Annotated in this window: 11 protein-coding genes and 2 pseudogenes; 5 read left to right on the top strand and 8 right to left on the bottom strand. The window is 42.0% G+C overall.

What is annotated here, in order from left to right:
- Positions 1-8 precede the first annotated feature (8 nt).
- Positions 9-479: pseudogene (locus CYLST_RS06920) on the top strand (DUF3226 domain-containing protein); the annotation flags it as partial.
- A 24-nt stretch (positions 480-503) separates the two neighbouring features.
- Here CYLST_RS06920 and CYLST_RS06915 read toward each other — a convergent pair.
- The 5 genes from CYLST_RS06915 to CYLST_RS06895 form a co-directional block, all read right to left on the bottom strand.
- Entirely contained in the window at positions 504-1,151 is a 648-nt protein-coding gene (locus tag CYLST_RS06915; RefSeq protein WP_015206987.1) for a nuclease-related domain-containing protein, read from the bottom strand.
- Positions 1,152-1,262: 111 nt separating this feature from the next.
- Positions 1,263-2,357: an AI-2E family transporter gene (locus CYLST_RS06910; RefSeq protein ID WP_015206986.1), complete on the bottom strand. Its 1,095-nt coding sequence runs from the start codon at positions 2,355-2,357 to the stop codon at positions 1,263-1,265.
- Between the two features lie 319 nt (positions 2,358-2,676).
- Entirely contained in the window at positions 2,677-4,122 is a 1,446-nt protein-coding gene (locus CYLST_RS06905) for a bifunctional orotidine-5'-phosphate decarboxylase/orotate phosphoribosyltransferase (protein WP_015206985.1), read from the bottom strand.
- A gap of 76 nt (positions 4,123-4,198) precedes the next feature.
- Positions 4,199-4,939: a molybdopterin-dependent oxidoreductase gene (locus CYLST_RS06900; protein WP_015206984.1), complete on the bottom strand. Its 741-nt coding sequence runs from the start codon at positions 4,937-4,939 to the stop codon at positions 4,199-4,201.
- Positions 4,940-4,944: 5 nt separating this feature from the next.
- A complete protein-coding gene (locus tag CYLST_RS06895; protein ID WP_015206983.1) occupies positions 4,945-5,538 on the bottom strand; it encodes a cytochrome b/b6 domain-containing protein in 594 nt (197 codons plus the stop codon).
- Positions 5,539-6,069: 531 nt separating this feature from the next.
- On the opposite strand from CYLST_RS06895, the gene CYLST_RS06890 reads away from it, so the two are divergent.
- Together CYLST_RS06890 and CYLST_RS36715 are read left to right on the top strand one after the other, a co-directional pair.
- Positions 6,070-6,699 (top strand): M48 family metallopeptidase, encoded by a 630-nt coding sequence (locus CYLST_RS06890; RefSeq protein WP_015206982.1) that lies wholly within the window; start codon positions 6,070-6,072, stop codon positions 6,697-6,699.
- A gap of 25 nt (positions 6,700-6,724) precedes the next feature.
- A pseudogene (locus tag CYLST_RS36715) lies at positions 6,725-6,787 on the top strand (hypothetical protein); the annotation flags it as partial.
- Positions 6,788-7,153: 366 nt separating this feature from the next.
- Here the strand turns inward: CYLST_RS36715 and ruvC are convergent.
- Positions 7,154-7,645, bottom strand: a complete 492-nt coding sequence (gene ruvC / locus CYLST_RS06885) for a crossover junction endodeoxyribonuclease RuvC (RefSeq protein WP_015206981.1) — start codon at positions 7,643-7,645, stop codon at positions 7,154-7,156.
- A gap of 174 nt (positions 7,646-7,819) precedes the next feature.
- Here ruvC and CYLST_RS06880 point away from each other — a divergent pair, with 174 nt between their 5' ends.
- Both CYLST_RS06880 and CYLST_RS06875 read left to right on the top strand, forming a co-directional pair.
- Positions 7,820-9,193 carry a gluconeogenesis factor YvcK family protein gene (locus CYLST_RS06880; RefSeq protein ID WP_015206980.1) on the top strand — a complete coding sequence of 458 codons (1,374 nt, stop codon included), beginning with the start codon at positions 7,820-7,822 and terminating at the stop codon, positions 9,191-9,193.
- 37 nt (positions 9,194-9,230) lie between these two features.
- Entirely contained in the window at positions 9,231-9,701 is a 471-nt protein-coding gene (locus CYLST_RS06875; RefSeq protein ID WP_015206979.1) for a bifunctional alanine racemase/tRNA (adenosine(37)-N6)-threonylcarbamoyltransferase complex ATPase subunit type 1 TsaE, read from the top strand.
- Here CYLST_RS06875 and CYLST_RS06870 read toward each other — a convergent pair.
- Positions 9,688-10,506, bottom strand: a complete 819-nt coding sequence (locus CYLST_RS06870) for a patatin-like phospholipase family protein (RefSeq protein ID WP_085960578.1) — start codon at positions 10,504-10,506, stop codon at positions 9,688-9,690. The genes CYLST_RS06875 and CYLST_RS06870 overlap by 14 nt on opposite strands.
- Positions 10,413-11,732: a dihydroorotase gene (locus tag CYLST_RS06865; protein WP_015206978.1), complete on the bottom strand. Its 1,320-nt coding sequence runs from the start codon at positions 11,730-11,732 to the stop codon at positions 10,413-10,415. Before CYLST_RS06865 ends, CYLST_RS06870 begins: the two co-directional genes overlap by 94 nt.
- Between the last annotated feature and the right edge of the window lie 119 nt (positions 11,733-11,851).

The raw sequence follows: 11,851 nt of genomic DNA, 5'->3' as shown, positions 1-11,851 counted from the left end.
GACTTGGAAATTATTTGAAAACACTACATTTGCGACCTAGTTATAATGAAGTAGTTTCTCTAGGTATTACACGGGATGCCGATGATTCAGCCATAAATGCATTTGATAGTGTCTGCGGCTTTTTAAACACTGGGAAATTACCTATACCAAATCGCCCCAAACAAATTATTGGAGAAAGTCCCCAAGTCAGCGTTTTGATTTTGCCAGATTATCAAAATAATGGAATGCTAGAAGATGTCTGTTTAAAAGCAGTGACAACAGACCGAGCTATACAATGTGTAGATGATTACTTTAAATGTGTTTATTCCACAGTAGGGAGAGAACCGAAAAATAAAGATATAGCAAAAGCACGTTTACGCGTTTGGCTAGCGTCACAAATTGCGCCAGATAAGCGTTTAGGAGAAGCAGCACAAGCGGGTTATTTTAACTGGGATAGTCCGGCTTTTGATGGTTTAAAGTTATTTTTACAAGCTTTGTAAATTATATTTCTAGTTATTTGTGCATTAATTTCTATCTAGTTGTTTTAACAAACTCACTAACTTTGCTGAAGTTACTACATACACACCATTAATATCTTGATTTTGTTTAATTCCCTCTAAGTTTGCTTGTGTAAAACACAGAATAGGCTGCACAGATTTAACCCGTTTCACATCTCTAAGAGTGGCAGCTTGACCTGCGACAACTTTCAATAAGTCTTTTCCACCCCTAAATTCGTGAACTTTCTTACCGAAGCGTTGCTTTAGTACAGAACCATCAAAAAATACTCCTCCTCTTTGACTCTTGGTATCGATGACAAAGTAATTACCTTTAGGGGAATGCAGAAACACATCAGCATCACCCCAGGGCTTTAGGGGGATGTTATATTCAATCTTCCAACCTTGACTTTCCAGAGGTTTTAAAGTTTCGGCAACTTTTTCTTCCCCTACAGCCCCTTGTGTGGCTAGATTTGCTCGCATCCATAAATGCTTTCCTTGCTGGTAAAGGAAAGCTGCACAAACCAAGCAGCCAAGCCAAACCAAGAGTTTTAATCCTGGGGGAATAGGTAGCAAAAGCGGAATAATCACAAAACCGCCAGCTGCACTAAACTGTAATACAGCCCCAGTTCGGCGCTTCAAAGCCATTTTTCTAACGCCATCACCAGCTTTCGGCATATTCGTCGTATTTTCACTGAACTAGGAAGCTTTCACATTTTATACCAAAGCTAGAAAGGCGATGACGCAAAGCGATCGCGCGGAGCGCCCGCTCGAAGCGATCGCGCCAATTCACTGCGTTGCTGACTCCTCAGTTAACATTTCTGCTACACCTTCACCCTCAACAGCGTGATCAATATCACTAGATAAAGCGTCAATCGCATCTTTGATTAAACCCGCCACTGGTACTGCTATTAGCAAACCCAACACCCCGGCGATATAAGTGCCGACAAGTAAAGAAATTATTACCCATATTGGTCTAATTCCCGTAAACTTACCTAAAAGACGCGGTGCGATCGCCTGATCAATTAACTGGTCAATAACAATAGCTACCGCAAAAATCTTCACTGCTAACCAAAAGTCATGGGAAGCTATAATTAAAATTATGATAACCAAACTAACAACATCACCAAAAGGAATTAAGCTCAAAAGCCCAACCCCTAAACCAAACAATAAACCAAACTGAACTCGAAAAACTAAAAACATCAACGTTTCCGAAAGTCCCATCAGCAAAGCCAAACTTACCTGACCAATCAAATAATTCTGGAAATTTTGCTGAAGAGAATTTCTCAAAAACTGACCAAAATTTAATGGTAATTTTTTCAGTATTGACTCTGAAAGTCTCTCACCATCTAATAATAGATAAAAAGTTAGTACTACTGTAATTAATGCCTCAGAAATACTATCAATAGTATCTACAACAATGCTGAAGATTTGATTTCCCAAATGCTCTAATTCATCAGGTAAGCGGTTAATGATATTAGTTAATAACTGGCTTAAATTAACTCTTAATTTCTGGTCAAAAACCAAATCATTCAAACTCTGGAGTTTTTCCTCACTAGAATCAACCCATTGGGGAAAGAGTTTAGCCATTTCATTAAATTGCTCTAACGCAACGGGTAGCAACGTGATACCCACCGCGACTAAAATCAGCAATGCTAATATAAAAACTAACGCCACTGCATAGTTGCGTTTAAGTCCTCGTTTCTGGAGAAGAGAAGCCGGATAGTTTAAAATGAAGGCAAACAAAGTCGCTAAGACAAAAATTGTCACTAATGGCTGAAAATATTTAAAAAACTTAAATACTAGCCAAACATTAAGAAAGATTAGCGGAAATAGCAGCGTAAAAATTAACCATTTAAGTAGTTGATTGAGAGACAAATTCATAATCATCAATTTTAAAATTACCTAAAAACTGGAAGTTGCAGCTACTGCAAACTACTTGAATAGACCACACTGTTGAGACGTTCCATGCAACGTCTCAACTTAGAAAAGCGAAATTCTGGGCAATTTGTTGTATTTATATAGCAATCCTATTTGAGTTGTGTATCCCTTCGGGAGCGGTCGGCATTACCGCAGAGACGCAGAGAGGAGGCAGCGCGTTGCGGGGGTTCCAAGAGTTGTAGCGACTGCCGTCGCAGAGGAAGATAAAAAAGAGATGTGATGCCTACGGCTCCCGAAGGGATACACATCTTATTTAGGATCGCTATATACCCTCATTGCTTTCTGTAAAAGCTAAAAATTGCTCATTATTTATCCGTCCTGCTTGATGCAGAGTAGTGACAATTTCTGAAATAGTTAAAACCGAGTGACCCAGATAACCATTCTGTTGTAATTTATCTTTTACACCTTGTTCATGGTCAATGAATACCACAATATCATTAACATTTAATCCCGCTGATTTTAACTTTTCTGCTCCTTCCATGACACTTTTGCCACTAATCAGAATATCATCAACTACCACGACCGTTTCACCAGGATGGAAATCACCCTCAATTAACTTCCGAGTTCCGTGTGCTTTCACCTCTTTCCGGGGAAAAATCATCGGACAATCAAGGCGCAAGGACAAACCAGTTGCAGTAGGTAAAGAACCATAGGGAATACCTGCTAATCTATCAAAAGTCAGATTTTTTAAAATTTCTTCATAGGCAACGATCACTTGATTAAAAACTTGAGGATTGGAAATAATCTTCCGTAAGTCGATGTAATAAGGAAAAGTCGCTCCAGATGCTTGGACATAGTCACCAAACATAATGCAACCAATATCATAAAGTTGCAAAATCAAATCTTGGTGAGGATGCTGATCTAAAAAACAAATATCAGGAAACCACACAGAACAGGTCGAACCATCCCAGATAATTTCAGTTCGGATTTGATTAATTTCTGAATGTAAAGACTGAATTGCCTGAGATAATTTTGGCTTTCCTAACATATCTTGAGGTACAGGAATTAGCAAACCGTCACCGTTAGCATTCAAGCCTGCTGCCAAAATTTCTTTAAGATTACTACCCTCAGCCCAAATGCTACGTGCCATGATGATCCGTTCAGGAGCAATTGCCCGAATCAGCGCCAAAGCATTAGCATTTGTGGTTCCTACTTCCAAACCCAATTGTTCTGGAGTACCCCAATTTTTTGATTCCTTGACTACCTGTAAATAAAGAGGTGATTCTTTGCTAGGATATTGCTGTAAAGCGGCTGCACCTGGGTTAGAAGTACAACACAAAATAAACACAGCTTTATCAGGATAAACCAAAAACGGCGCTACGTGATCTTGTCCAGTATAGGGACTGAGAGTAATAGCATCTATCTGCCATTCTGTAAACATAGTGTGAGCGCAGATGGTGCTAGTATTTAAGTCACTATGTTTGGCATCTAAAATAATCGGAATATGTGCCGGGATAACTGCCAAAGTTTTGAGCAGTAATTCTAAACCGGGAACACCTAAAGCTTCGTAAAAGCCAAGTGTAGGCTTATAAGCACAAACAAAATCAGCAGTTTCGGCAATAATGAATTGTAACCAATTTTCCAACCCAGTGATGAGATTTGGAGATGCATAACGAGCAGGCATCATCTCTGGGTTTGGGTCAAGTCCTACAAATAGTAAGCTTTGACTTCGCGATATCTGACTATTTAATTTATCAAAAAAGTTCATTTTCAATGTTCAAAAATTAAGATTTGGAGGTAATGAGAAACAGTCAGATTAATTACTATTCCTGATTACAAAATATTCACAGTCCTGCAAACCATTCGTAACCCTGATCCTCCCAGTAGCCCTTAAAAGGTGAAAAATAATTAGCTAGAGTAATTTGAGTAACCCACTTACTCTGCTTATAACCAAGTTTAATCGGCGAAGCTAAACGCAAGGGCGCACCATTTTCTACTGGCAAAGGTTCGCCGTTTTTTTGATAAGCTAATAAAGTTTGGGGATGTAGCGCTGAAGCTATATCCCAACTTTCGTAGTAGCCATCAGCCGATTTAAAGTAAGCATACTGGACATTTGCTTTAGGTTGGGAGAGAGCAACAATTTCTCGCATACCTACGCCACCCCATTGTACGATCGCCGCCCAACCTTCTACACAAACGTGACGAATAATCATGGAAGTTTGCGGCAAAGCCTGAATGTCTGCTAGGCTGAGGCTGAGGGGATTATTTACTTCACCATCAATAATTAAACGGTATTTTGCTGGGTCAATGATGGGAGTAGCCCGGAAAGTATTAATTATTAATGCTTCTGGTTCAATTTCACTAGCAGAAAATTCCGGTACAAGTTTTTGTGGTTTAAATATTAAGCCTTCAACCTTCTGATTCAGCGGTTCAGAAAGTTTACCCACTAAGTCTTCTAATGCTGGTGTACCACAACCACCGAGAAATAAACTCACACTAGAAATTCCCGAAAGTTGTAAAAATTTCCGGCGAGTTAATTGAGGACGGTTTACACGAATTAAGTTGATATCTTCTTTATGGGACATTGGTTTTACCAAAACATTGATTCTGTGAGTTTATCACCCCCAGCTTGCCTTCCTAATAGAGAATGAATTACGGCAAATAAGATAACCATTGGTACTGAGGCAAAATGAACAATTCGCAGCGCTTGCCAACTGCCGAACATATCCAAAATCCAAGGAAATTGAGCAGGTTTATACATTCCTATTCCGGTCAGTAAAGCTAGTAGCAATATAGGAATAATTGCTGTATAGGCGATGCGGTGCCAAGCATAAATTAACCGCTGGGAGTTTTGACTTTTTTGCAATGCTTTAAGGTCATTAACTCCCACAAAGCGATGTCGCCAACGTCGGGTAATTAAAACATAAATTCCATACCATAATAAATTGAGCGAAAAGAGCCACATAGCGGCAAAATGCCAGTGTCTACCCCCCGCTAACCAAGCACCTAAGGTAAATATGGGAGGAATATGTAAGCCTGCACGTCCACCAAAAACCGGGTTGGCGTTGTAAATTTGGAGTCCACTGGTAAGCATGAGAAACAGGCTAACGATATTGCAGGAATGGAATATCTTGGCCCCTATTGCTTGAGTTGGTAACTTGCGAGATTTTAAGGGAGAATTCATAGATATGAAATGATAATCGTCTATGCTAATTTTAAAGAGATTGTAGTCTGAGAAATGTCTTAAAATCTAGTCTTTATCTGGAATAGGGGCGCTTTTCTTTTCTTGTGGGATGGGTATCCTCACCCGTCCCAGATTTTGGGCTATCGTGTACACACAAGTCTGAAAATTGCCCGTTTATGGACATACAACCCCACCCTTAACCCCTCCCCGCAAGCGATGAGGGGGACTGGATTTCTGGTTACATCTTGTTTTTATGGTTGTAATTCACTCTAGATAAGGATGTGTGTACACCGTAGAGAGAAGATATTGAGTCAATACGGTTCGGATAAGATCCCCCCGCCTGCGGCGGCCCCCTTAAAAAAGGGGTAAAAGAGAGTTAAAAGCCCCCCTTAAAAAAGGGGGGTTGGGGGGATCTCGATCAATTTTGATACTTTTCAGACATCCTCTAAGTTTTAAACCCACGCAGGTGGGTTTTGCCTGTGTAGTTGCGGTTTCTAACCGCCGATATAAAAAGATGTCTGATTTATTGTTATGCCTATTTTACAAATTGGTCAAACCAGCATTCCCTACACTGTGCGCTATAGTAATCGCATTAAAAACCAGCGCATCATTGTTACCCCTGAAGCTGTAGAAGTTGTTGCACCACCTGATACTCCCTCTGAAGAAATTACCGATTTTCTTGATAGCAAACGGCGCTGGCTATTTAATGCTGTTGAAGATTGTCGCCCAAAGCATTCACCAGAAATTCCCCAGGGTTACATTAGTGGGGCAAAGGTGATGTACCGGGGACGTAGCTTAATGTTGCAGATAGAGTCAGCCGATGTAAAACAGGTAATGATTACTTGCAAAAGCCGCTTTTATATCCAAGTACCACAGCAATTGACTCAAATTCAGCAACAGGAGGCGATTGAGCTTGCTTTGATTACGTGGAAATGCGATCGCGTTTTGCAGGACATTAAGCATTTCGCCAAAATTTATGCAAATAAGTTAGGGCTCACGCTACCAAATGTCAAGCTTTCCGAGCAAAAACAAGTTTGGGGAACCTGTGGCAAAGATGGCATAATTCGCATCAATTGGCATTTAGTTCACGCTCCTGTGGCGGTTCTGGAATATGTAGTCGCTCATGAATTAGTCCACTTAATTACACCGCCATCACGGTAATGCCTTTTGGAAAGCACTAGGTAATGTAATGCCAGATTGGAGAGAGCGTAAAGCTAGCTTGAAATCTTGGGAAGCAGAAAAATCATGAAAGTTGAAAAACTGTAACTTAGCATTTTTTACTAATTGTTGTCGTCAAGGACAAATATTTTGTTGACGAAAAAATTCTTCTGCCCACTGATAATTACTCTCTATAGCGATCCTAAATTAGATGTGTATCCCTTCGGGAGCCGTAGGCATCACATCTCTTTTTTCTCTTCCTCTGCGACGGCAGTCGCTACAACTCTTGGAACCCCCGCAACGCGCTGCCTCCTCTCTGCGTCTGGAGTGGTAGCCTGCGGCACGCCGCTCCGCGTCTACGTTAAAAAAATACTGCTGTAATGCCGACCGCTCCCGAAGGGATACACAACTCAAATAGGATTGCTATAGTTCAGTTAATTATTCTCGTTGTACAACTCTATAACTGATACCAAGCAGTTAGGGCTACAGCCAAAGCGTCTGAAGCATCATCAGGCTTGGGAATATCATCTAAATCCAAGGCTTGGGCTACGGCATCTTGCACTTCAGCCTTATCTGCATTCCCGTACCCCGTTAAAGCTTGCTTTATTTGTGCTGGGGTAAACTCTATATATGGGAGACGAAGCTGGCCCAAAACTAAAATTAATACACCCCTTGCCTGTGCAACTAGGATAGTATTTGACATACGATAGAAGAATAATTTCTCAATTGCAACCAAATCTGGTTTAAATTCCTCCATCAGGGTGTGCAAATCGTCGAATAAGGTACACAACCGTTGTCCCATTTCTGCATCGGCAGACGTACGGATTACCCCAAAATCCAGCATTTTTACGGTTGTATCTTGTGCTTTAGCTTCGTTTTGTGTGCAGGTAATTAGCCCAAATCCGACAATTGCCAGTCCCGGATCTATTCCTAAAATTCGCTTTTCCATTAAATTCGTTCTGACTAATCCAGGGTGTTATTTGGCTGGCAATACTGACAACTCTCTTAGACTTAATCGAAGTCCAAGAGAGTTGATAACTATAATAATTTCACACTTGGTCTTTGAACCAGGTGGTGTACATTTTCTGTTAAACATTTTTTGTAGCACTGCTCCAAATCAGGTATGTCAATCGGTTTTCTCAGACAAGCCCTCAACGCCCTGCAAAAACAATCGCGCAGTCGCACTTCTCATCGGGTGAACCAGTGGTTCAAGTGGTTATCTCCTGGAATATCAGTAAAACGTTGGTTGCTAATTAGTGTTAGCGGTGTAGTGCTGGCAAGTTTGGGGTTGGCTATTTGGATTAAGCTAACTCCTATTTTTTGGGCGCTGGAGTTGGTGAGGAATTTTCTGGGAGTGATCACCAACATTTTACCCAACTATGTCAGCGGCCCTTTGGTAATCCTGTTCGGCGTGCTGTTGGTGCTTTGGGGGCAATCCCGTACTGTAGGCTCAATTACTAAGGTACTAAGACCAGGAGGCGAAGAAGAAGAACTTATAGATGTTCTACTGGCACATCACCGATTGTACCGAGGTCCAAAAATAGTGGTGATTGGTGGTGGTACTGGACTTTCTACTTTGCTACGCGGACTGAAAACCTACAGCGCGAATATCACCGCCGTTGTCACGGTAGCTGATGATGGTGGATCTTCTGGGAGGTTGCGCGAGGTATTTGGAGTTTTACCACCAGGAGATATTCGCAATTGTTTAGCTGCACTGGCAGATGAAGAAAAGTTATTAACAGAACTGTTTCAATACCGTTTTCGGGCTGGGGATGGCTTGATGGGTCACAGTTTTGGCAATTTGTTTTTAACGGCAATGACAGAAATTACTGGGGATTTGGAACAGGCTGTGGCTGCTAGTTCTAAAGTGCTAGCAGTTAGGGGGCAAGTGCTACCAGCAACCCTGAGTGATGTGCGCCTCTGGGCAGAATTAGCCGATGGTCGCCGCATCGAGGGTGAGTCTAGCATTCCCAAAGCTGGGGGTAAAATTCTGAAAGTTGGTTGTATTCCTGCTAACCCGCCAGCCTTGCCAGCAGCGATTAAGGCAATTAAAGAAGCTGACTATATTATTATTGGGCCGGGTAGTCTTTATACTAGCTTGATTCCCAATTTGTTGGTTCCAGAAATTGCTGATGCGATCGCCGCGACAAACGTTCCCCGCATCTATGTCTGCAATATCATGACTCAACCGGGAGAAACCCAAGATTACACTGTTGCTGACCACATCCGCGCCATTGATGATGCTTGCGGGCAAAGACGGCTATTTGATGCTGTATTAGTCCACAAAAAATCCCCCTCGGCTCAATCATTGATCCGTTATGCTCAACAAAAGTCTAATCCTGTTTTTCTCGATCGAGAAGCTGTCACCCAACTAGGACGGCGAATTGTGCCAGCGAATGTTTTGTATGAAGATGAAACGGGTTGCGTACGTCACGATCCCCCAAAACTAGCGAAAGTCTTGTTACGTTGGTACAGTGGGGCTAATCATGGAAAATAAAGACCAGAGGACAATTGATCACTGATAACTAACCAATATGAACATCTTTCTTGCAGATGCAGAAGCAACGATCTGTTTGGGTGTAATTCTTGGAGAATTGCTGACTGCTGGTAGTGTAATTTTACTAGAAGCGGATTTAGGCGCTGGCAAAACTACCTTGGTGCAAGGTATTGGTAAGGGTCTGGGTATCACTGAATCGATTGTCAGTCCCACGTTTACCCTGATTAACGAGTACACCGAAGGACGCCTCCCGCTTTACCATTTGGATCTATATCGCTTAGAAGCAAATGAAGTTGCCGCTTTGAATTTAGAAACTTATTGGGAAGGCGTTGAAGTCATGCCGGGAATTGTAGCGATTGAGTGGCCCCAACGTTTGCCTTACAAGCCAGATAGTTATCTGAGTGTGCGCTTGAGTTATGGGGATAACAATACTCGTATAGCGGAAATCACGCCATTTAATTGTGTTATTAGTGGAGATTTCGCCGCCAGATGTATTAGTTATTTCTGATGAAAGAGGCGATCGCATCTTTCACCCCAGGCCCATCTTCATCTCTGGTATAAAAGCTCCGACCTTGATCAATGAATGCAGACGCTGTATCTATTAACTGCTGGATAGTCTCCTGGCTAGCATTATCTATTTCTTCAGTGATGTGTTGCTCTGTAAATTTGTTTTTTCGCTCATCTTGCCGCAATACGAGGCGAGGATCTTTATAAGTCTCTTCTGGCTTAGGTTTAGTTGTCTCATTTAAATTAAATTGAAGACGTAAATAACGTTTTGAATTATATCCGCCCATAATTTGTCGGCAAATTGTACTCGCTACCTCAGATGTAGGGTCCATAAAAATATCAGTAAGATGTGCTGCCCAGTCCAAGCCTTTCCATTTGTTTACTTGCTCAAACTGATATGGTTCACCAGTTTGACCAGTGCCAATAGAAAGAATAGAGTAATCGGCAAACTGAAGATCATGAAGTTTGTATTTTTCTTTAATTGTTTGTGAGACCGAACTTTGATTTATTCTCATAGCTAAACTCAACGCTGCTAGAGCAGGATTGTTAGCAGAAACTCCCCCGTCAATGTGTGGGAATTGCCAATCACCAAATTTATTTTTATCGACAGGCTTTAAGTTATACGGTGGAAATATTGTGGGAGCAGAGGAAGAAGCAGCGCATATCTCCCACAAATAACAGTCATCATACCAGCGGTCGCCAAGATGATTCGCTACACGAAAGTTAAAGCTTGACCTCGCACTGATGTATTTAGCTGCCCTTTGTCGTAAACAATTTCGCCGCCGACAATGGTTGTAACAGCCCATCCGGTAAGGTTCCAGCCCTCAAATGGACTCCAACCGCACTTGGTTAATAGTTCTTCACGCAAGACTGGGCGATAAGTGTTTAAATCTACCAGAACTAAATCGGCATCGTAACCAGGTGCGATCGCGCCTTTGTGGGGAATACCATAAGCTACAGCCACAGCCTTTGACATCCAGTGAACAACTTGAGCCACAGTACACTTGGACTGCATCGCAGCTGTTAACATTAAAGCTAGAGAAGTTTCTACCCCAGGCATTCCAGAGGGGCTGTTGGGGTATGGTTGAGCTTTTTCTTCTAAGGTGTGGGGGGCGTGGTCTGTAGCGATAAAATCAATTACACCATCGCGTAAAGCTTGCCAAAGGACTTGATTATCATGTGGCGATCGCAAAGGTGGATTCATCTGCGCTAAAGTCCCAATCTTTTCATAAGCATCAGTATTCATCAACAAATGCTGTGGAGTCACCTCTGCCGTTACCCAACTTGGTTTATGCTGACGCAGCAAATCTGCCTCCTCGGCCGTTGACATATGTAGAATATGGAGACGCCGTTGGTATTTTTGAGATAGCTTTAACGCTAGTTGAGTCGCCAAAAGTGCCGCTTGATTGTCTTGAATTTGGGAATGAACTGCTGGATCATGAATATCGGCAAATTCTTGGCGTCGTTGGTTGATTCTCGCTTGATCTTCTGCATGAACAGCAATTAAGCGAGTTCCTTGGGCAAATATCGCCTCCAACGCTGCTTCTTGGTCAATTAGCAACTGACCATGCATCGACCCCATAAAAATTTTAATTCCTGGTGTTGGCTTTGCCGAAAGCAAATCTGCTAAATTGTCAGTCGTCGCCCCAATAAAAAAGCCATAATTAACCAAGGACTTCTCGGAGGCACGTTTTAGTTTGTCTTCTATTGCGAATTGGGTAGTCGTTAGCGGGCGTGTATTGGGCATTTCCAGAAATGATGTCACCCCCCCTTTGGCACAAGCACAACTAGCAGTAAACAAATCTTCCTTATGTTCTAGTCCTGGTTCCCGGAAATGCACCTGGGGATCTATCACTCCAGGCAACAAAGTTAACCCTTGTGCGTCAATTTCTTTGGTCGGTGTGGTCGGGGAAATTTCCGGCGCCACTGCAACTATTTGGCGATCGCGCGTCAATACATCCCCAATCATCAATTCACCATTGGGTAGAATAATGCGGGCGTGGCGAATTAGTAAACTTTTGGCAGATGACATGGAGTACACAATGTGAAGATAGAGAGCTATTGATCAAAGATAACTATCCTTTTAGGGTAAACTTGGTTGCGCTCTTCAGACCCAAATTTAGCTGCTTGTAAAAAAAAAGTTTATTTTTA

The organism is Cylindrospermum stagnale PCC 7417 (assembly GCF_000317535.1).
Taxonomy (GTDB): domain Bacteria; phylum Cyanobacteriota; class Cyanobacteriia; order Cyanobacteriales; family Nostocaceae; genus Cylindrospermum; species Cylindrospermum stagnale.
Note: the sequence above shows the minus strand (reverse complement) of the source record. Positions and strands in the feature narration are given on the sequence as shown.

Coding starts and splice junctions, on each gene's coding strand:
- CYLST_RS06915 (WP_015206987.1), bottom strand. CDS start 1,151: ATGCCGAAAGCTGGTGATGGCGTTAGAAAAATGGCTTTGAAGCGCCGA.
- CYLST_RS06910 (WP_015206986.1), bottom strand. CDS start 2,357: ATGAATTTGTCTCTCAATCAACTACTTAAATGGTTAATTTTTACGCTG.
- CYLST_RS06905 (WP_015206985.1), bottom strand. CDS start 4,122: ATGAACTTTTTTGATAAATTAAATAGTCAGATATCGCGAAGTCAAAGC.
- CYLST_RS06900 (WP_015206984.1), bottom strand. CDS start 4,939: ATGTCCCATAAAGAAGATATCAACTTAATTCGTGTAAACCGTCCTCAA.
- CYLST_RS06895 (WP_015206983.1), bottom strand. CDS start 5,538: ATGAATTCTCCCTTAAAATCTCGCAAGTTACCAACTCAAGCAATAGGG.
- CYLST_RS06890 (WP_015206982.1), top strand. CDS start 6,070: ATGCCTATTTTACAAATTGGTCAAACCAGCATTCCCTACACTGTGCGC.
- ruvC (WP_015206981.1), bottom strand. CDS start 7,645: ATGGAAAAGCGAATTTTAGGAATAGATCCGGGACTGGCAATTGTCGGA.
- CYLST_RS06880 (WP_015206980.1), top strand. CDS start 7,820: ATGTCAATCGGTTTTCTCAGACAAGCCCTCAACGCCCTGCAAAAACAA.
- CYLST_RS06875 (WP_015206979.1), top strand. CDS start 9,231: ATGAACATCTTTCTTGCAGATGCAGAAGCAACGATCTGTTTGGGTGTA.
- CYLST_RS06870 (WP_085960578.1), bottom strand. CDS start 10,506: ATGGGCTGTTACAACCATTGTCGGCGGCGAAATTGTTTACGACAAAGG.
- CYLST_RS06865 (WP_015206978.1), bottom strand. CDS start 11,732: ATGTCATCTGCCAAAAGTTTACTAATTCGCCACGCCCGCATTATTCTA.